Consider the following 21705-nt stretch of genomic DNA (forward strand, 5'->3'; position numbering starts at 1 on the left):
ACCCGGCGCTTCTCAGCTACGCGACACTTTCGGCAGCAGGGAACGCCAACCCCGCCCGCCTCCCCCCGATGCCGGGGTGCTCACCGCGGACAGTGCGGCGAATTCATCGTCGGTAAGTGTGATGGTGGCCGCAGCGGTGTTCTCCTCGAGATGCGCCACGCTGGAGGTGCCGGGAATGGGCAGGATGACCGGCGAGCGGCGCAGCAGCCACGCGAGCGCGAGCTGGGACGGGCTGGCATCCTCGCGCACAAGGGAATCCAGCGGACCACCCGGACGCGCGAGATCGCCGGTCGCCATGGGGAACCACGGGATGAAGGCGATGTTGTTCGCCTCGGCGTATTCGAGCACGTCCTCCGCACTGCGGTTGGTGAGGTTGTACTGGTTCTGGACCGAGGCGATATCGGCGATCTTGCGCGCCTTGTCGAGCTGAGCGACGGTCACCTCGGACAGGCCGATATGCCGGATCTTGCCCTCTTGCTGCAGCGACGCCAGCTCACCGAGCTGATCGGCGAGCGGCACCTGCGGGTCGATCCGGTGCAGCTGGAAGAGATCGATGCGGTCGACACCGAGATGACGCAGGCTCAATTCCAACTGCTGGCGCAGATATTCGGGGCGACCGATCGGCACCCACTCGCCGGGACGGGGCCGGGCCAGCCCGGCTTTGGTGGCGATGACCAGCTCGTCCGGGTACGGGTGCAGCGCCCGGCGGATGAGAGTTTCGCTGACGAACGGACCGTAGGAATCCGCGGTATCGATGAGGGTGATACCGAGCTCGACGGCACGACGCAGCACACGCACGGCCTCGTCCGGGTCCTTCGGGTCGCCCCACACACCGTCACCGGTCAGCTGCATCGCGCCGTAGCCCAGGCGCGCGACCGGTAGGTCACCACCGAGGGCGAAGGCGCCCGAGGCGGCGGCGGGACGGGACTGGGCTTCGGCGGTCATACTTTCCTCTCTACAGCTGAACGTCGCTCGGGGCGGGGAAGAAACCCGCATCGATGAAGGACCTGACATAGGCGTCCAGGGCCTCGGCATCGATGGGCGGGCAGTGAATACCGTACTGCGCCAACTCGAGTCGGGTATTGGTGTCCTCGACCGTGGCCGCGGCCCCGCCGTAGTTGCCGCTGACCAAGGCGGCACGCACCAGCGAATCGTCGCCGGTCGCGTCGCGCGCCGCCGCTTCCTCGGCCAGCTTGGTCGCGATCTCCTCGATCGATGCGATCTCGATCGGAATCCCGTTCCTGCGCAGGGATTCGAAGATATCGCCGATCGCCACCGGCAGGGTGTTCACCAGGTGATAGGCCGCGCCGACCGGCGGCTGATCCGCCAGCGCGACGATGGCGCCCACCACATAGTTCACCGGCACCAGCGACATGGTGGCGTCGCCGACATCCGGGGCGAGTCCGAGAATGGCGGCCGCCCGGATCATGTTCCAGAACGAGTCGTCGACGCTGTTCACCCCGAGCCGCGGATCACCGGACACAGTGCCGGGACGGTAGATGCTCACCGGAACACCGCGCTCGCCGGCCTGGCGGATCAGTTGTTCGGCCACCCATTTACTTGCCACATAACCGTTTCCGGATACCTCGCCCACAGGCACTCGAGCATCCTCACGGGCGACGAAATCCGGTGCGGGCGCATTCGGAATCACGGCGTTGACCGTGGAGACGAAGTGCACCGGTTTGATCCGACCGGTGGTCGCCAGCCGCAGCACCTCACGGGTGCCCGACACATTGGCGGCACGCAACCGCGCGTACGGCTCGATGTGATTGACGCGAGCTCCATTGTGGTAGATCGTGTCGATCTGCTCCGCGAGCCGGGCCCAGTCGGACTGGTCGAGTCCGAGTCCGGGTGCGGCCAGATCGCCTGCGACAGCGACGATCCGACCCTGATAGGCATCATCCCAGATCCGGTACAGCTGCATGGCGCCGCGAATTCGCTTGTAGGCGCGCTCGCTATCGTCGCCGCGCACCAGGCACCAGACCGTTGCCGCGGTACTGGACAGCAGTTCCCGGAGCAGATGCACGCCGACGAATCCGGTTGCGCCGGTGAGCAGTACGTCGCGCGGGGCCTCGACCCGAGCCGGTGCGAGACCCGCAGCGTCGATCTCCGGTTCGAGCACCGCGTCGGTGGTGATCGTCGCGGTGTCAGTGCCCGGGAGCACGGCCGCGGTCTCGTCCGGATTGTCGAGTCGAGTGGCCAAGCCGCGCACGGTAGGCGTGGTGAACAACGCCGCCATCGGCACGTCGATGCCGAGGCGGGTGGCCAGGGCCCGCTGCAAGGTGAAGGCGAGCAGCGAGGTACCGCCGAGATCGAAGAAATCGTCCTCGGCTCCGGCCCGAGCAATGCCGAGTACTTCGGCGAAAACCTCGGCTACGGCGCGCTCGGTGTCGGTCGCCGGTGCCACGAACTCGCGGGCGCGCAGGACCGGCCGCGGCAGCGCGGCCCGATCCAGTTTGCCGCTGCTGTTCACCGGGAAGGATTCGAGCACCATGATGGCCGAGGGCACCATATAGCCCGGAAGCACGTGCGCCAGCGATTCGCGCAGGACATCGGCATCGAGCTCGGTTACGGGCACCGCATAGGCGACCAGCTGATCGCCGGTCTCCGACTTCGCCACCACGACGACGGCCTGGGCGACGGACGGATCCGCCAGCAGCGCGGCCTCGATCTCCCCCAGTTCGACCCGATGGCCACGGATCTTCGCCTGGAAGTCCGTGCGCCCCAGATATTCCAGTACTCCGTCGGCACGGCGGCGCACCAGATCACCGGTCCGGTACATCCGGGCGCCGGTCGGGCCGTATGGGTCGGCGACGAACCGATCCGAGGTCAGGTCGGCACGGCCGAGGTAGCCACGCGCCAATTGGCTTCCCGCCAAATACAATTCGCCGACGACACCGGCGGGTACGAGATGCAGCCGGGAATCCAGGACGTAGGTGCGGGTATTCCACAGCGATACACCGATCGGCACCGTCAACCGGTCGTCGATCGACGCGGGCCGATATGTCACCGATACCGCCGCCTCGGTGGGGCCGTACAGGTTGTGCAGTCCGGCATCCGATAGCGCGGCGAAATCGGCGACAGTATTGGGCGGCAAGGCCTCACCGATGACGAAAACCGCACGCAGCGAGGCCAATTGCTCCACCACAGCAGCCGCCAGGAAGACCTGCAGTACCGATGGAACGAAATCGGTGACCGTCACCCGGTGGGTGGCGATCAGCTCGGCGATATAGCCCGGATCGCGCTGTCCGTGCGGTGCGGCGAGCACCAGCTGAGCGCCGACCCACAGCGGAGCGAAGTAGCCCCACAGCGATACGTCGAAGGTCGTCGCCGTCTTCTGCAGATAGACATCCTCGGGACCGAACCCGTACTCCGCCACCATCCATTCGATCTGGTTGGTGATCGCGCCGTGCGAGACCATGACGCCCTTGGGCCGACCGGTCGAGCCGGAGGTGAACAGCACATAAGCCGGATGCTCGGCGTGCAGCGGCGCACGCAGCTCGCCGAAATCGACCGGCTCACCGGAGTATTCCGACAACTCTAGAGTGTCGATATCGATGACGGGAACTCCCGTGACGGGTACCGAATTGCCGTCGGTCGTCAGCACGCAGATCGGCTCGGCCGTCGCCACCATGTACCCGATCCGGTCGGCCGGATGATCGAGATCGAGCGGCAGATACGCGCCGCCCGCGGTCAGCACCGCATACATCGCGACAACCAGCTGCGGTGAACGCGGTATCCCCAGCGCCACAACGGATTCGGGACCGACACCCTGTGCGATCAGGTGCCTGGCGAGGCGGTTGACACGCTGGTCGAATTCCCGATAGGTCCATGCGGTCTCGTCGTGCACGACGGCCACCGCATCCGGTGTGCTCGCCGCGGCACGGCGATAGCCGGTGAGCAGGTAATCCGCCGATACCGGATGCGCCGTGTCGGCCGCATCCGAGAGCAGCGCGGCGCGTTCGGTCGCCTCGGTCAGATCGACCTCGCCGACCACCACGCCGGGATCACCGGCGATGGCGGTGAGCAGGCGCGCGAACCGGTCCACGAAACCCTGCACGGTGGCGGGGTCGAACATATCGGCGGCGTAGGTGACCATGCCGCCGATACCCAGCGGCGTGCCCGCCTCGTCGTAGGCGTCACCGATATACCAGTGCAGATCGAACTGCGATACCTCGACGCCGACATCCAGGCTCGCGACCGTCAGCCCCGGCAGTTCCAGTGCGACGCGGTCCAGGTTCTGGAACGACAGCCCCACCTGGTACAGCGGATGCCGCGAGGGCGAGCGCACCGGGTTAAGCACAGTAACCAAGCGCTCGAATGGCACATCCGAGTTCGCGAACGCCTGCAGATCGGTCTCCCGCTGCCGTGCGAGCAGTTCGGTGAAACCCGCGCCGCCGTCGTATCGGGTTCGGAATACCAGGGTATTGATGAACATGCCGATGAGGTCGTCGAGCACGGCATCGCCACGCCCGGCCATCGGCGTACCGATGGCGATATCGTTCGTCCCGGACAACCGCGCCAGCAGCACAGCGAGTGCGGTATGCACGACCATGAACACTGTGGCGCCCTGCGCGCGCGCCAATTCGGCCAACGCGCTGTGGGTTTCGGCGTCGATCCGCACCGACACCTGACCACCGGCATAGGAGCGCACCAGCGGTCGCGGCCGATCCGAGGGCAGGTCGAGCTGGTCGGGCAATCCGGCCAATTCCTGCTGCCAATACCCGATCTGCTTGGCCGCCAAAGACTCCGGATCGTCCTCGGCACCGAGCAGTTCGCGCTGCCAGATGCTGTAGTCGGCGTACTGCACCGGCAGCGGGGCCCAATTCGGCGCCTGTCCGGCGCTGCGCGCCACATACGCGGTCATCAGATCGCGGGCCAGCGGGCCGATCGACGAACCGTCGCCCGCGATGTGGTGCACGACCATCGCCAGCACATATTCGCGCCCGTTCGCGCCGTCGCCGAGGTCGAACAGGCTGACCCGGACCGGCACCTCGACGGTGAGATCGAAGGCGGTTCTGGCCAACGTGGCCACCGCATCCACGATTTCGGCCGGGTCGATGCGCTGCACCAGCATCGGCGGAATCGCCTGCGCCGGGGGCAAGATCACCTGCACCGGGCCCGCATCGATCGGCGGATATACCGTGCGCAGAATCTCGTGACGGGTCACCAGATCCCCGATCGCCGCCCGCAGCGCCTGCGTATCGACGGCACCGCTCAGGCGCACCGCCATCGGCACGTTGTAGGCCAACGAGGAGGTATCCAGGCGGTTGAGGAACCACATGGCCTGCTGCGCCGCCGACAGCGGAATCCGCTCCGGCCGCGGACCGGCGATCAGCTCCGGACGGTCGCTTCCGGCCTCGTTCTCACTCAGCCGGGCCGCGAGCGCGGAAACTGTCGACGCCTCGAACAGCAGGCGTACCGGCACCCTGGTATCGGATGCGGCGCCCAGCCGCGCCGCCAGCCGGGTGGCGATCAGCGAATTGCCGCCCAATTCGAAGAAATCGTCGTCGGCGCCGACCGGTGTCGCGGGCGCGAGCAATTCGGTGAATACGCTCGCGACCAGCTCTTCCCAACGGCCGGACGGCGCACGGTATGCCCTGGTGTGCAGCACCGGCGCGGGCAGGGCGGCCCGGTCGAGTTTGCCGACCGGGGTCAGCGGAATCTCGTCGAGCACCATGACGGTGGTCGGCACCATATGCGCGGGCAGGCTGTTCGCGGCGAATGCGGTCAGCTCGTCGGCATCGGCCGCCGCACCGGCGGCGGCATGCACATAGGAAACGAGAATTGTTGCACCGCTGGCGATTTCGTGTCCGATGGTGACCGCGAAGTCGACTGTTTCGTGCGCCGCGAGCACGGCGTCGATTTCGCCGAGTTCGATGCGGAAGCCGCGGACCTTGACCTGGAAGTCGTTGCGGCCCAGATATTCCAGCGCACCGTCGACCGTTCGGCGGACCAAATCGCCGGTCCGGTACAGCCTGGCGCCGTCACGATCGAACGGATTGGCCACGAACCGGGCGGCGGTCAGCGCGGGGCGCTCATGGTAGCCGCGGGCCACCTGCGCACCGGTGATGTAGAGCTCCCCGACGGCGCGATCCGGCACCGGCGAGAGCCGCTCGTCCAGTACGTACTCGGTGATGGCGCGGATCGGTCCGCCGATGGTGACGGTCTCCCCCGGCACCAGCGGCGCGCTGATATTGGTCATGATCGTGGTCTCGGTCGGCCCGTACCCGTTGTAGAACTCACGGGTACGCCGCCCGGCGATCGGAATCGTCCAGCGCCGCACCAGCTCCGGTGGGCAGGCTTCGCCACCGGCGATGACGACGCGGAGCTTGTCCAGGCCCGCCGGGTCCACGGACGCCAGCGCGGCGGGCGTGATGAACGCATGCGTCACCCGCTCCCTGCGCAGCAGGGCAGCCAGCTCGTCGCCGCCGTAGACCGTCGGCGCGGCCACCACCATGGTCGCGGCGCCACCGATGGCCAACAGCAGTTCCAGCACCGACGCGTCGAACGACGGCGATGCGAAATGCAGTGTGCGCGAACTGCTCGTCACCCGGTAACGCTCGCGCTGTTCCTCGCAGAAACTCGACAAACCGGCCTGCGTGACGACCACACCCTTGGGCTTACCGGTCGAGCCGGAGGTGTAGATGACATAGGCCGGATGTGCGGCGCGCAACGGCCGCAACCGATCCGCATCGGTCACCGGATCGGCACCGTAGTCGTCGAGCCGCCGATCGATATCGTCGGCATCGATGGTCAGCCACTGCACCTCATCGGGCAGGTCGGCGGCGATATCGGTGACCGTAAGTCCCAGCACCGCACGCGAATCCGCGATCATGTGCCGGACCCGCTCGGCGGGATAGTTGGGATCCACCGGAACGAATCCGGCACCGGTCTTTGCGATCGCCCACACCGCGAGCACGGACTCCGGCGAGCGCGGAATGCCGATCGCGACCAGATCCTCCGGGCCGATGCCACGGTCGATCAGCAGTCGAGCCAGCCTGCTCGAACGCTCGTCGAGGTCGACGTACTCCCATTCCGCCAGCTGTTCGGCGGCATCGGCGAAGATCACCGCGACGCCGTCCGGATTGGTGTCAACGGCATCGGCCAACAGCTGCGGCAGCAGCTCGAGCTGTGCGGCGGGGCACGGTTCGGTGGTCCGCGCGGGGGCGGCCAGTGCCCGGTCCCGTTCGGCCTCGTCGAGGATGTCGATGGCACCGACGATTACCTGCGTATCGGCGGCGACCGCGGCGAGGATCCGCTCGAATCGGCGGCCCAGGCCCTGGATGGTGGCTTCCTCGAAAAGGTCTGTCGCGTAGGCGAAGCCGATGACCAGCTCGCCCGGCGTGCCATCATCGTGCCGGCGCGCTTCGACGATCACCTGCAGGTCGAATTTCGCGACTATCTCACCGGTATCGACGGCCGAGACGGTCAGGTCGGGCAATTCCAGTGTCGGCTGCTCGATGTTCTGGAACGACAGCATCACCTGGAACAGCGGGTTAGCCGAGACGGCCCGGGCGGGCAGTACCTCCTCGACCACCCGCTCGAACGGGATCTCCGCATTGGCGAAGGCGGACAGATCAGTCTCGCGGACCTGCTCGACGAACGCCGCGAACGGGGCATCGCGATCGACATCGGTGCGCAGGGTCAGCGTATTGACGAACATGCCGACCAAGTCGTCCAGTTCGGCCGAACCGCGACCCGCGATCGGCGTGCCGATCGTGATATCCGAGCCGCCGGACAGCCGCGCGAGCAGCGCGGCCAGCGCGGCATGTACGACCATGAACAGCGACGAATTGTGCTGGCGCGCAAGGTCGGCCAGGCTGGCGTGCACGTCTGCGGGCACGGCGAATTCGGTCGCCGCACCGTGCATCGATGCCTGCGCCGGACGTGGACGGTCCAGCGGCAGCCGCGCGGTTTCACTCACACCCGCCAGCTGTCGCCGCCAATACGCCAATTGCTGTGCGGCAATGGAATTCTCGTCGTCCTCGGTGCCGATGACCTCGCGCTGCCAGAGCGCGAAATCGGCGTACTGCACCGGCAGCGGAGCCCAACCCGGGGCGATCCCCGCGGTGCGCGCCAGGTAGGCGGTCGCCAGATCCCGTGCCAGCGGTGCCAGCGAGACGCCGTCCGCGGAAATGTGATGCGTGACAAGGACGAGTAGATGCTCGTCGCGGGCGGGGTCCGAGAACAGCCGGATGCGCACGGGCGGATGTTCGGTGACATCGAATCCGGCGGACAACAGTGCCGCGACCCGCTCCGGATCGGCGGTCGTTTCGACCTCCAGCCCGTTGGGCAGCGTTTCGGCCACCGACAGGATGTCCTGGCGCGGCGTCGCGTCCGGACCGTCGACCGGGAACCGCGTGCGCAGCGCCTCGTGCCGCTCCAGGACATCGGCGACGGCCGCGCGCAGTGCGGGTACGTCCAGATTGCCCGTGAGCCGGATGGCGAAGGGCAGGTTGTAGGAGGGAGACTCGGTATCGACCTGGTTGAGCACCCACATCCGATGCTGTGCCAGCGACAGCGGGATGCGCTCCGGGCGCACGGCCGGGGTCAAGGGCGGCCGATCCGCGTTCTCGGAATCCGGCACGATGCGCCCAGCCAGGTCGGCGACCACCGGTGCGTCGAACAGCGTGCGCACCGGCACCCGCGCGCCCAACGCCGCACTCAGCCGGGCCACGACCTGGGTGGCGACCAGTGAGTTGCCGCCCAGGACGAAGAAGTCGTCGTCGGCGCCCACCCGGTCCACACCGAGCACCTCGGCGAACACACCGGCGACGATCTCCTCGAGCGGGGTGGACGGCGCGCGGAATTCCCGGCCGGCCAGGGTCGGCCGTGGCAGCGCCTTGCGGTCCAGCTTGCCGCTGGTGTTGAGCGGGAACTCGGCCAGCTCCACGATCGTGGCCGGAACCATGTATTGGGGCAGCGTGCCCGCCAGCGCGGCACGCAGCGGCTCCACCTCGAGGTGTGCGCCGGGCGCCGGGACCGCGTAGGCCACCAGCTGGTCGCCGAGTTCGGTGGGCACCACCAGGACGGCCGCCTGGCTCACCGACGGCTGCGCCAGCAGCGCCGCCTCGATATCGCCGAGTTCGATGCGCTGTCCGCGCAGTTTTACCTGGAAGTCGGTGCGGCCCAGGTACTTCAGGACACTCGGCGCGCTCCAGGCCACCAGGTCCCCGGTCCGGTACATCCGCTCGCCCGTTCCGAACGGGTTGGCCACGAACCGATCCGCGGTCAGATCCGCGCGTCCGAGATAGCTGCGGGCCAGCTGATCACCGGCGAGGTAGAGCTCACCGGTGACCCCGGCGGGCACCGGCCGCAGGCGCGAATCCAGCACATACAGGCGGCTGTTCCAGACCGGCGATCCGATCGGCAGGCCGCCCTGGTCGTCGACGGTCGCGAGCCAGGTGGTGACGGCGACCGCGGTCTCGGTCGGTCCGTACACGTTGAGCACCGACGCCTCGCAGACCGCGCGCACCGCGGCCACGGTCTCCGCGGGCAGCAGCTCGCCGCCGACGATGATGTGCCGCAGCGTGGGGATCGCACCGGCGGGCGTATGGGCGGCGAACACCGCGAGCATCGACGGCACGAAGTCGGTGACGGTAACCTGCTGCGCCGCAATGGTTTCGGCGATATACGTGGCGTCGCGATGGCCGTCGGGTGTGGCCATCAGCAGCTTGGCGCCGAGCCGCAGCGGAATGAAGTAGCCCCACATCGAGGCGTCGAAGGTGAAGGCGGCCTTCTGCAGGTACACATCGTCGGCATGCAGCGGATATCGGGACTGCATCCAGGCCAGATGGTTGCCGATCGCCCGGTGCGAGACCGCGACGCCCTTGGGCCGTCCGGTGGAGCCGGAGGTGAACAGCACATACGCCAGGCTCTCCGGGCGCACCGGCCGCAGCAGCTCCCCGGCCGCCAGCGGGGTACTGGCGAATCCGTCCAAATCCGCGGTGTCGATGTGCAGCAACGGAATTCCATCCGGCACCGGCACGGCGTCCGCGGTCGTGGTGAGCACGCACACCGGCCGCGCCGCCGTCAGCACGTGCTCGACGCGCTCGGCCGGATGATCCGGGTCCACGGGCACGTACGCACCACCCGCGGTGAGGACCGCGTACATGCCGATGACCAGATCCAGCGAGCGCCGGACCGCGAGGCCGACCAGCGATTCCGCGCCGACACCCTGCGAGATCAGCAGGCGGGCAAGGCGATTCACCTTCTCGTCGAGTTCCCCGTAGGTGAGCTCGGCGCCCTCATAGGCCACCGCGACTCGATCCGGATGCGCTTGAACCGCTCGGCGGTAGCCGTCCAGCAGCAGCTCCGGTTCGACCGGATGCCGGGTGTCGTTCCAGTCCAGCAGGACGCGATCCCGCTCGGCCTCGGACAACATGATGTCGATATTGCCGACCCGTACCGCGGGATCGCCGAGCAGTGCCTCCAATACCCGGGTCAGCCGGGCGGCAAGGGATTCCACCTCATCGGCACGGAACTGTTCGCCCTGATACTTGTACGTCAGCTCGAGCGTCGCGGTCGCGGTCACCAGTAGCGTCAACGGATAGTGCGTATCGTCGCTGGTGCCGACGCCGGTCACCGACATGCCGTCGATGGAACTGGCGGCAGTGATGGCGTCCCGGTCGATCGGGTAGGACTCGAAGACCAGCAGGGTGTCGAATTGTGCTCCGGCACCGGCGATCCGCTGAATATCGGCCAGACCCAGGTAGTGGTGGTCGAGCAGCGCGGCCTGCTCGCGCTGCAGCGACTGCAAGAACTCGCCGATCGCCAGCCCGCCGTCGATCCGCACGCGCACCGGCAGCGTATTGATGAACAAGCCCACCATCGACTCGACGCCGGGCAGCTCGGCCGGACGGCCGGACACCGTGGTGCCGAACACCACATCGCCGCGACCGGTGAGCCGTCCGAGCAGGATGCCGAGGGCCGCCTGCACCAGGGTGTTCACGGTGACGCCGAGTTCAGCGGCCCGCTCGGTGATCCGGCGGGTGCGGTCGGCGTCGATCTCGGTGACCACCCTGCCGATACCTCGGCCTTCGGCCGCGCGCGGTTGGGACGCAAGCTGGGTCGGCTCGTCCACACCGGACAGCGCCTGCGCCCATGCCCGCTCCGAATCCGCCTGATCACGGCCCGCCAGCCAGCTCAAGAAGGTGCGGTAGGAAGGCACCCGCGGCAGCGCGGACCGATCGCCCCGAGTCGCGTAGAGCACCAGTACATCTCGCATCAGCAACGGCATCGACCAGCCGTCGAGCAGGATGTGGTGGGAGGTGACCACCAGGTGCCACTGCTGTTGTTCGGTGCGGTACAAGGCAAACCGAATCAGCGGCGCCACCGACATGTCGAAGCGGGATTCGCGATCCAGCGCGACCTGCCGTTTCAATTCCGCCAACCGCTCGGACTCGGGCAGCTGCGTCAGATCCACCGAACGCCATGGCATTTCGACCCGGTCCAGGACCACCTGCACGGCGTGGCCGCCGGCACCGGCGACGAACGCGGTCCGCAAGTTCGGGTAGCGGTCCAGAATGGCCTGAGCCGCTGCCCGCAGTCGCTCGACCTCCACGTCGCCACTCAAGTCCACGACAGTTTGGGTGGTGTAGACATCGACGCTCGACTCGGTGAGCAGGGCGTGGAACAGCAGCCCGGACTGCAATGGCGCGAGCGGCCACACATCCGACAGTGCCGGGTAATTCCGTTCCCACACTTCGATATCCGACTGGCCGACCGTGACCAACGGCAGATCCGAGGGCGTCAGGCCACCGGCATCCGGATGCCGCGCGTGCTCGGCCAGCGCGTGCAACGCCGCGACCCACAGGTCGGCGAACTCCTGTGCCTTTTCCCGGGGCAACAGCCCGCGCGGGAAGGCGAACGACGCACCCAGCTGCGGTCCGTCCGCGCCGTCGGTGACAATCGCGTTGATGTCGATCACGCCGTTCGCGGGCATATCCGGATCCATCTCGGCATCCAGCTGCCCCAGATCCCCGACCGGCACCCACCCCAAGGCGCCGAGCTGCGCCGGGATCTCTCCCGTCGACACTCGACCCAAGTAGTTGAAGCTGATCTGGGGTGCACCGCCCAGTTCGGCGGCGGTCTCCGGGTTCAGATAGCGCAGCAGGCCGTAGCCCAGGCCCTTGTCCGGGACCGCGAGCAGCTGCTCCTTCACCGATTTCACGATGTCGCCCAAGGCTTTTCCGCCCGCGAACGCCTCGGCGATATCGGCGCCCGCGAGATCGAGCCGAACCGGGAAGGCGCTGGTGAACCAACCGACCGTCCGCGACAGATCCGCACCGGGAACGAGCCCCTCTTCGCGGCCGTGGCCTTCCAGCTTGACCAGCGCGGTACCGCCGGCACCTTCGCCACGCCACTTGCTCACCGCCAGCGCCAGCGCCGTGAGCAGGCCGTCGTTGACACCACCGCGATACCGGCCCGGGATCGCGGTCAGCAGCGCATCGGTCACCTCGGCAGGCACCGTCACCTTGACGCGATCGACGGTGCCGAAGGTGTCCACCGCGGGATCGAATGCGCGCGCTCCGAACAGCGGGTCTTCGGTACCCGAAACCTGTTGCCAGAACGGCAGTTCCGCGACCCGCACCGGATCCTGCGCCGCGTCGCGCAGGGCGTGCGCCCAGCGCCGCATCGAGGTTCCGTTGGCGGGCAGCGTCACCGGCTGCCCCGCCGCCAGCTGCGACCAGGCCATCGCCAGATCCGGAATCAGAATCCGCCAGGACACTCCGTCGACCACGATGTGGTGCGCGACAACCAGCAAGACATCACGACGGCGACCGCCCTGCGGGAAAGCGAACCAGACGAACTGCACCATCACCGCATTCGCCGGATCGAGTCGGCCAAGCGCCGCGTCATACTCGACGCTCGCGCGCCGCGACAACTCCGCATCGTCGATATCGGCGGGCACCTCGACCCGATGCACCAGCGCGTCGACGTCGACCGCGCCGGTCTCCAGGACCTCGAAGGTCCGGACGTTGTCCGAGGTGGCTTCACGCAACCGAGCGCGCAGCATGTCGTGGTGGTCGAAGACCGCGCCGATGGTCGCGACCAGGGTCTCCCGGTCGATACCGTCGGGCAGCCGCAGCGCCATCGTCTGCGAGAACCGCTGATAGGACGAGTCGCTGGGCAGCATCGCCGCCATGATCGGCAGCAACGGCAGTTCGCCCACCCCGCCACCGGGCAGTTCTGCCAGCCGCTGCTGCTCCACCGCATCGGCCGAGGCGGCGATCTCGGCCAAGGCCGCGACCGTGCGATGTTCGAAAACCTCCGCGGCGGTGAAGACGACACCGCGCGCCTTGGCCCGCGAGACCAGCTGGATCGACAGGATCGAATCGCCACCCAATGCGAAGAACGAGTCGTCGCGACCGATGCGCTCGACCCCGAGCAATTCGGCGAATACCTGGGCGATGATCTCCTCGACCGGCGTCTCCGCCGCGCGGAACTCACGGGGCGCGAAGACCGGCTCGGGCAGTGCCGCGCGGTCGAGCTTGCCAACCGGTGTCAGCGGGATCTCGTCCAGCACCACGAAGGCGGCCGGAATCATATATGCGGGCAGCGACTCGCCGAGGAATTCGCCGAGCCCCTCGGTGTCCACGTCGGCCCCCGCCGTCGGTAGCACATAGGCAACCAGCGCGGTCGCCCCCGACGGCAGCGTCTTGCCGAGGGTTGCCGCGAAGTCGATATCCGGGTGACCGGTGAGCGCGTTGTCGATCTCGCCGAGTTCGATGCGGAAGCCGCGAATCTTCACCTGGAAGTCGGAGCGACCCAGGTACTCGATGACGCCGCCCTCTTCGGTGCGCCGCACCAGATCTCCGGTGCGGTACAGCCGCGCGCCCGGCGTGCCGATATCGGCACCGAAGGGGCTGGCCACGAAGCGCTCCGCGGACAGGCCAGGCCGCCCGAGATATCCCTGTGCCAAAGCGGGACCCGACAGATACAGTTCGCCGATCACCCCGGCGGGCACCGGGCGCAATCGTGCATCCAGGACGAACGCACCGATGCCCGCGATGGCCGAGCCGATCGTGATGGGCTCGCCCGGCGCCAGCGGTGGGGTACTGGTGGCGAGAATCGTCGCCTCGGTGGGCCCGTAGCCGTTGTGGAACGCACGTTCGCCCGCCCAGCGGCCGACCAGCTCCGGCCCGAACTTGTCACCGGCCACCACGACGACCCGCAGCTCGTGCAGACCGTCCGGATCCACCGATTCCAGGGCGGCCGGGGTGATGAGCATGTGGGTGACGCGCTCGCGTCGCAGCAGATCCGAGAGTTCGGTCCCACCGAATACCGATGGCGGCGCGATCACCAATGTCGCACCGGAGGAAAACGCCAGTAGGAGCTCGAGCACCGAAACGTCGAAGTTGGGCGAGCAGACGTGCAGGACCCGCGACTCCCCGGTCACCGCATACTGTTCGCGCTGCGCGGCAACCAGGCCGGCCAGGCCGCCGTGCGAGACCACGACTCCCTTGGGCCGTCCGGTCGAGCCCGAGGTGTAGATAACGTAGGCGGGGTGGCGCTCGTCGAGCCGACGGACCCGGTCGGCGTAGGAGATCGGATGGGCCGGGCGTTCGGCGATGCGCCCGGCGTGTACCGGGTCGTCGAGTTCGATCCAGTCCACAGTCGCGCCGAGCACCGGCCGATATGCCGTAGTGGTAAGCCCTAGGACGGCACCGGAATCGGAGAGGATGTGCGCGATCCGGTCCGACGGGTATCCGGGATCCACGGGCACGTACGCGGCGCCGGTCTTCGCGATCGCCCACACCGCCAGCACGGATTCGATGCTGCGCGCGATACCGATCGCCACCACATCGCCCGCGCCAACGCCGTGTTCGATGAGTTCGCGCGCCAAGCGCGAGGACAACTCGTCGAGTTCGCGATAGGTCAGCTGTTTATCATCGGACGGATCGCCCGAAGGGTTGAACCGGATGGCGACGGCGTCGGCGGCGGACTCCACAGCGGCGGCGAGCAAATTCCCGAACAGCAGACCGACTCGGCGACGACTACCGCGTGCGGAACGACGATCCCTTGCCATTTCCGGTATTACACCTCTCACCTATTGCGCGCCTAAAGACCGCACCCGCATAATGGAACGCACATACTTCACTAACGAACCGCTCTACTGCCGCGAGTCAAGCGTTCGAGTTTACAAGAGCGAACTCGTCCCATATCCCCATGCGCGGGAATCTGTTACGACATTCGCCCGAGAAGCGCGATCGACTTCACAACACGGCCTTCAACAGCCTAGGTGACGGTCGGCCACCACGTTTCCGCACCAGATCGCAACCCCCGAATCAGTAGACGATCGCTATCACAGCAATAGCCCCGACCACCTGCGATCGGGTCAGCCAGGACCAGTGGACGTGATTTCCGCGACATTTTCGCGAAAGCAGACTCGACGGCGACAGTAGACGTGACTTCGATCACAGCGGTCAGCCGAAGTGGTAGAGCTCGAAGCCGACCGCGCGCGCGGCCGAAAATCCGGACTTCGGGGCGGTCGCCATGTCGATGACCGCGCGCACCTGGTCCGCGACCGGCTCGGGACTGAGCGCCTCGAGGTAGCGGCGGTGCTCGGCCAATGACGCGGCGGCTTGTTCGATGGTGTCGGTGACGTCGACGGCGTGCGTGGCGCTCGGTCCAACCACCGCAGCCAGCCGGGGCGACCACGGAGTTTCGGTGAGATCCGGAAATATCCACTCGTTGCCCGCATCGGATACGGCATCGAGGGCGGCGCGGCCGACCGCGCGATGGTCGGCGCTATTGGCGTAGCCGGGAGCCCAGGTATCGCCGAAATTGAACAGCACGACGAATTCCGGACGATGACGGCGGATCGCGGCGGCCAGGTCGCGGCGCAGCGCCAGGGTTTCCTCGACGCGGCCGTCCGGATAGCCGAGGAATTCCACCTCGTGCACCCCCACCACCTTGGCGGCGGCGATCTCCTCGGACTCGCGCAGCGGTCCGGCCTCGCTGGGGGCCATACCCGCGATGCCGGCTTCGCCAGAGGTGACCAGGACATAGCGAATGTCCTTGCCCTGTCCCGTCCAGCGCGCCACCGCGGCGGCCGCGCCGTATTCGATATCGTCCGGATGCGCCACGATGACGAGACCGCGCTGCCAATCCTCGGGAACCTGCTCCACAGGGGTCATTCAAGCAGATGTTCGAACGTGGGTAGGCCGCGCGCCGTCCGCGGCGGACGGCGCACGGCCTACCTCTCGAAACCGCGGCGCCCGAGTCCCGGCGGGCCCGCGGGCCGACGCTACAGCTTGCTCACGGTGGAGTTGTCCGAGCCCGCGACCGCCTTGTACAGCAGGTACAGCCCGAAGACGACCGCGCTGATCACCAGAATCGGAAACAGCCCCTTGATCAACGCACCGATGATGGCGAGCGCGATCCAGACGACCGCTACGACACCGATGATTTTCCACAACATGCCAGCCTCCAGAAGGTCTCGGGCGAACCGCCATCCGACGATCCGACACCTCGATACTGGCAGCGGGGCGCTGATAAATCACCAGCTCAGCACCGATATCCGGGTGAAGATCAGGGTTCACCCTGAGCTCTGCTCAGTATCCTGACAGCCCGTCCGATTTCCGAATTCGCCAAGTGCGACAACGGAAAACGTCGAAGTTGTCGGCTCCGCGCACCTGCGCCACTATTGGCTGACCGCTCGCATGTATTTCGAACCTTAAGGGACCAGTTATGACCAGGTACGCACACTATGTCGGCAGTCTTCCAGCGGACCTGATGACGGGCGATCAAGCTGTCCTGCAATGGTTTGCCGATCGCACGGCAGGCTCGCCGGTTACCGCTTTGCCATGCGATCTCGACCCCGACTGGATCATCGACTACCTGCGGACACGAAAGCAGCATTCCGATGTCTTCGAGATCGTCGAGGAAGGCGGGTTCGCCGACTACAGCGACTTCCCCAGCTACGGCCTCCAGTCTGGCCGCAAGCTGGAAACACAGCATGTTTCGATGGACCGGGTCGAGCGCATTGATGCGGTAGTGGCGGCCTTCGAGTCATTGCAGCGCGAACGACCGGAATTAGCCGAGACAAGAGTTCAGATAAGCCTGCCGAATCCACTCGATCTCGCAATGTTTACATTCGCGGGCGCAGCCGTATCCGGTGGGCTGCCGGTCGGAAAGGCATTGCGGCACTTCGATCTCACGGTCGCCGCGTTGCGGCAGCTGCCCGTGTTCGCCGAAGCGATGGTGCAGGAGGTATCGGAGGTAGTCGCTCGTCACGGCGACCGGATCAGCTGGCAGCTGGAGTCCCCGCTCGCACTGTTGAGCATGGTCAAAGCGACGCAACTGGGTTCGCGGTGGGCGCTGGCCCCGCTGGTGGCGCGTCAGCTCGCCGGCGTCCTCGGACGGCTGCACGAGATCGGTGCGGAAACCACCGTGCACCTGTGCTACGGCGACTATCAGCACAAGAGCCTGCTGGCCCCACGCAGTCTGGCTCCCGCGGTCAGTCTGCTCAATCGCACTGCGCGACTGCTGGATCGGCAAGGAGCGCCACTGCCCCCGGTGCATATTCCGTGCGCGTACGGCGCCGAGCCCGCACCGCTGGATCCCCGCTTCTACGCTCCCCTGCGATCACTCGCCACCGACTGGCGCGTGATCGCAGGTGTGGTTTCCACGGATTCGGTCGAGAACAGCGACAGCGCGCGTGCGCTTTTCGAGGCGGCGTTGGGGCGCGATGCTTTCGGCGTTGCCACCGCGTGCGGACTCGGGCGATGCACTCCCGAGGTCGCCCGGCACGCCGCCGAGGCCACCGTCGAGGTCGCGCGGGCCGGAGCATAACCGCCCGATCGAACGTCGCGATCAGCCGACGCGGGTGCGCACTTGACAGTTCGCACCCACGTTGCTGGCCCCTTCATCCGGCAAATGGCTTCCACCACAGCGGAATCCGCGCGTTGATCGCTGCGCAAGGATCGCCAACCGCAGAAATCAACTTTGCGAACGCCTCGCGCGGACCTGGTTTGGGCTTTACTCTGAATTTGCCGAAAGAGCGGGGTGATGCCAAACGACACCGAACAGCCTCGCCTGTCATACCCAGGTGACTCCCTCCGATCGCGGCGCACGATCTCGACGAAAAGTGCTGCGCTGACATGCATTCGCGGACACCGCGCCGCCGCATCCGACACCCGCCCAGTTGTGCTTTGTAAGGGCGGGCCGGCGAGAAGGTCCGATTCGCGGTATTGGCTACCCTTCAGACACCGTTTACCACCGATTGCCTGAGACCTCCAAATCGACTCCGGCGGTTGATGATTCGACTGTTGCGGCTACAATCTGACGAGGGCGTCGCCACGGATGGCTAACTGACGGCGACGCCCGGTCCGGGTTGATCCACCACCGTGGGACCGGAGTTGGTTCGGTTGCTGATGTGGGCGCACAGTCCACGTCGGCGTCCGCTGTTCCAAGGAGTGTGAAATGGCGAACGATCCGCATGTCCTCGTTGTCGGTGGCGGCCCAGCGGGGTCGACAACCGCAGCTCTGCTGGCTCGAGCAGGAATCCGTGTGACGCTTCTGGAACGAGATACGTTCCCGCGGTATCACATCGGTGAGTCGATGCTCGCATCATGCCTTTCGACACTGCGTCTTTCCGGCGCGTTCGACAAGGTCGCGGCGCATGGCTTCCAGATCAAGCGGGGCGGCTATTTCCAGTGGCAGAACGATAACTGGCTGTTGGACTGGTCCCAGCTCGTCGATGCCGAAGCCTGGTCCTACCAGGTCGAGCGAGACGCATTCGACGATATTCTGCTGCGCAACGCGGCCGAACAAGGCGCGCAGGTGATCGAGAACGCCAATGTCGAGAACGTGATTTTCGACGGTGACCGCCCGGTAGCCGTGGAATGGACCGGCCCCGGTGACAGCGGCACTCGGACCACGGAATTCGATTTTCTCGTCGACGCGTCTGGACGATACGGCCTGCTGGCCAAGCGGCGCTTCAACATGCGTCGGCAGCACCCTGCCTTCCGCAATGTCGCGGTCTGGTCGTATTGGGAAGGCGCGCACCTGCACCCGGACAGCCCGGAAGGCGCGATCAATGTCGTGTCCACCCCCGAGGGCGGCTGGTTCTGGCATATCCCCCTGTCCAACGGCCGATTCAGCGTCGGCTACGTGGTTTCCGCGCGCAAGGCGGGCGAGCGACTACGCGAGCAAGGTCGAGACGCCTACTACCTCAACACGATTCGCGACAGCAAGGCGATGAGCGCATTGCTCGAAGGCGCGCAGCAGGTCGCCGAGGTCAAGGCCGAGCAGGACTACTCCTATGTGTCGGATCGGTTCAGCGGTCCGGGCTATGCCCTCGTCGGCGACTCGGCGGCCTTCCTCGATCCGCTGCTGTCCACCGGCGTGCATCTGGCGACCTACGGCGGACTCGTCGCCGCGGCCGCGATCGCGACCACCCTGCGTGGCGAAATGAGCGAAACCGACGCGATGGCCTTCTACGAGCACACTGCCCGACGGGCCTACTCACGGTTCCTCGTGTTGGTCTCGCGTATGTACGAACAGTACATCGGTTCCGACGAATACTTCTCGCACGCAGACAAGCTCACCGAGACACACGAAGGCGACACCCCCGAGGTGTCGTTCACCCGGATCATGGCCGGACTCACCGATGTGGACGAATCCTCGGGAGAGCAACAGCTCACCCCGACCGACACCATCGCCGCCGAACTCACCGAGACCGAAAAGCTGCACGCGGACTCGGCCAACCTCGAATACATGGGCCATCTGGACATGTCGGTCGTCTGGGACCACTGGCGTGACCCGCTGGCGGACACGGTGCTCAACGATGTGCGGATCACCACCGAGCCGGTACTCGGCCTGACCACGCGGCCCCGCGACGCCGCCGAGGTCGAGGCCGTCGCGCGGCCGGTGCTCCCCCCGAAGGCGGCCGACGTCCCCGTACTCTAGTTCCGGCCTTCGTGAAAACCACAGCGCGAAGCCGGTCACTATGACGATCACGCGCTCCGACCCCGAACCACCGGGCGATTCCTCGGTCGGTGGTTCGGGCCCCCGGACAGCCATGCAACAGATCGCGCGCTTCGGCCATCCGATCACCCGGCGGCTGCTGGCCACCGACGGCTTCACCCAGCCCAGACTCGAGGCCATCCTCGGCACGGATCTCCAGGTGCGGGTGCTGCGCCAGGACGAACTCGTGGCCGAGCAGCTACCCGCCACCGTCTCCGAGGCATTGCGGTTGGCCGGTCCCGACCGCGTCATCGTCCGTCGCTCGTGTCTGATCAATGCCGACATGGTGACCGCATCGGTAAACTATGTTGTCGCCGTGAGTGGGCCGGCGACCGCGGCCGGCACGGACGATCTGCACGTGCCTATCGGACGCGGCTTGGTTTCTCGGGGTCTATCCCAGCGGCGACTAGTGCTGCGGGCGGGCGTCACGAGATGGCCCGATGGTCGCCTCTGCGCGTTCAAGGCGTACGTCATCATGCTCGGAGAGCATCAGCCGCTGTGCTATATCCGTGAGATATTCAATCCCAGCTTTGTGCCACCGGAGCATGCCGCCGTCTCGGATGAAGATCTGAGTTGGGCCGATGAGCCGGATTACTCCCGATCACAACCGGCCCACCCCTCGACAGTGCGCCGGGGTGGCTGCGATGCCGAGTCACCGCGCACCGACGGACAGTGTTCGCGCCCCCTGCCCGTGCTGGTCCATCCGCGCGAATCCGACTCGCTCACCACCGATTTGGCCGCCGCAGCGCGCGGGCAGGCATTCGTAGTACATCTCAGCGCCCGCACTTCCGCAGCCCTCGATGCCGCGACGCTGCCCGCCCGCCGTGCGCTGGCAATCTGTGCTGCCGCCGTGCTGAAGCACGGACTCGATTTACCGATCGTGACCATCGGCCAATTGCATACGAACAGCGAACCATGCAGAACACCAACCGATTTCGAGACCTCGGCGGGCGATCAGGAATACCACAGGGCCGCGGCACAGCTGGAATATTGGCGCGTCGCTAACCCGCCCATCGCACTCTGCACACAGATGCTGCGCGGCGCTGCGGACCGCTACCAGGCGTCAGTGGTGCGCGATCTGCTGATCGAGGTAGCCGCGATGCTCCCGATCGCGGCAAGCGCGCCCACAGCCTCCCGTGAACTGTACAGTTCCATCGCGCCCCTGCATATCTCGCGCACCGTCCGGTCCTGCGAGTCGGATGCGACTCGACCTCAGCTGACCCGGCACGAGTGGGACCGTTCGACCCAACTGCTGTGGATCGGCGACCGAAACCACGAATTCACCTCCCAGCACCTGTCTTTCGCCGCCCGGGTCCGCAACCCGCTGGCGGTAACCCTCGGACCGACCGCGACGCCGGACGATGTCGAATTCCTGTGCCGATATCTCAATCCCATACGTCGGCCCGGTCGGCTCACGCTCATTCCGGCGTTGTCCGGCACCCGTACCGCCGACGCACTGCCCGCATTGTTCGAGGCGGCCACCCGGGGCGGTACCCCGGTGAGCTGGATGTGCGATCCGATGCATGCCGACGATCCCGCCGCCGCGATCCACACCTACGTCAGCGCCTGCCGGACCACGGGCACCGCACCGGCCGGCCTGCACCTGGACTGCGAACCCCGAAGCCGCCTCGGCACCGGACTCGATACCGGACGGGCATTGCACTGTGTCATCACCACACTGAGCGCGATGTGGGCAAGCTGATCGGCGCACGCCCGTCGAATCGCGAG

General features: G+C 66.8%; 7 protein-coding genes. 3 read left to right on the plus strand and 4 right to left on the minus strand.

The window, feature by feature from the left end:
* Positions 1–12 precede the first annotated feature (12 nt).
* The 4 genes from ACIBJI_RS22110 to ACIBJI_RS22125 form a co-directional block, all read right to left on the minus strand.
* Positions 13–945, minus strand: coding sequence for an aldo/keto reductase (locus tag ACIBJI_RS22110; protein WP_364341425.1), 933 nt, complete (start codon positions 943–945; stop codon positions 13–15).
* A 10-nt stretch (positions 946–955) separates the two neighbouring features.
* Positions 956–15034 carry an amino acid adenylation domain-containing protein gene (locus ACIBJI_RS22115; RefSeq protein WP_397085511.1) on the minus strand — a complete coding sequence of 4693 codons (14079 nt, stop codon included), beginning with the start codon at positions 15032–15034 and terminating at the stop codon, positions 956–958.
* Between the two features lie 397 nt (positions 15035–15431).
* Positions 15432–16136 carry a PIG-L deacetylase family protein gene (locus ACIBJI_RS22120; protein WP_364341998.1) on the minus strand — a complete coding sequence of 235 codons (705 nt, stop codon included), beginning with the start codon at positions 16134–16136 and terminating at the stop codon, positions 15432–15434.
* Positions 16137–16255: 119 nt separating this feature from the next.
* Complete coding sequence (locus ACIBJI_RS22125; RefSeq protein ID WP_169811369.1) at positions 16256–16429, minus strand: hypothetical protein; 174 nt, start codon at positions 16427–16429, stop codon at positions 16256–16258.
* Positions 16430–16698: 269 nt separating this feature from the next.
* Between ACIBJI_RS22125 and ACIBJI_RS22130 the strand changes: the two genes are divergently transcribed.
* The 3 genes from ACIBJI_RS22130 (at position 16699) to ACIBJI_RS22140 (ending at position 21679) form a co-directional block, all read left to right on the plus strand.
* A complete protein-coding gene (locus ACIBJI_RS22130) occupies positions 16699–17802 on the plus strand; it encodes a hypothetical protein (protein ID WP_364341430.1) in 1104 nt (367 codons plus the stop codon).
* Between the two features lie 630 nt (positions 17803–18432).
* Positions 18433–19920: an NAD(P)/FAD-dependent oxidoreductase gene (locus ACIBJI_RS22135; protein ID WP_364341432.1), complete on the plus strand. Its 1488-nt coding sequence runs from the start codon at positions 18433–18435 to the stop codon at positions 19918–19920.
* Between the two features lie 40 nt (positions 19921–19960).
* Positions 19961–21679, plus strand: a complete 1719-nt coding sequence (locus ACIBJI_RS22140) for a 3-deoxy-7-phosphoheptulonate synthase (protein WP_397085513.1) — start codon at positions 19961–19963, stop codon at positions 21677–21679.
* Positions 21680–21705 lie beyond the last annotated feature (26 nt).

Origin of the sequence: Nocardia sp. NPDC050408 (genome assembly GCF_044458905.1) — a bacterium.
In the GTDB taxonomy this organism is placed as follows: Bacteria; Actinomycetota; Actinomycetes; order Mycobacteriales; family Mycobacteriaceae; genus Nocardia.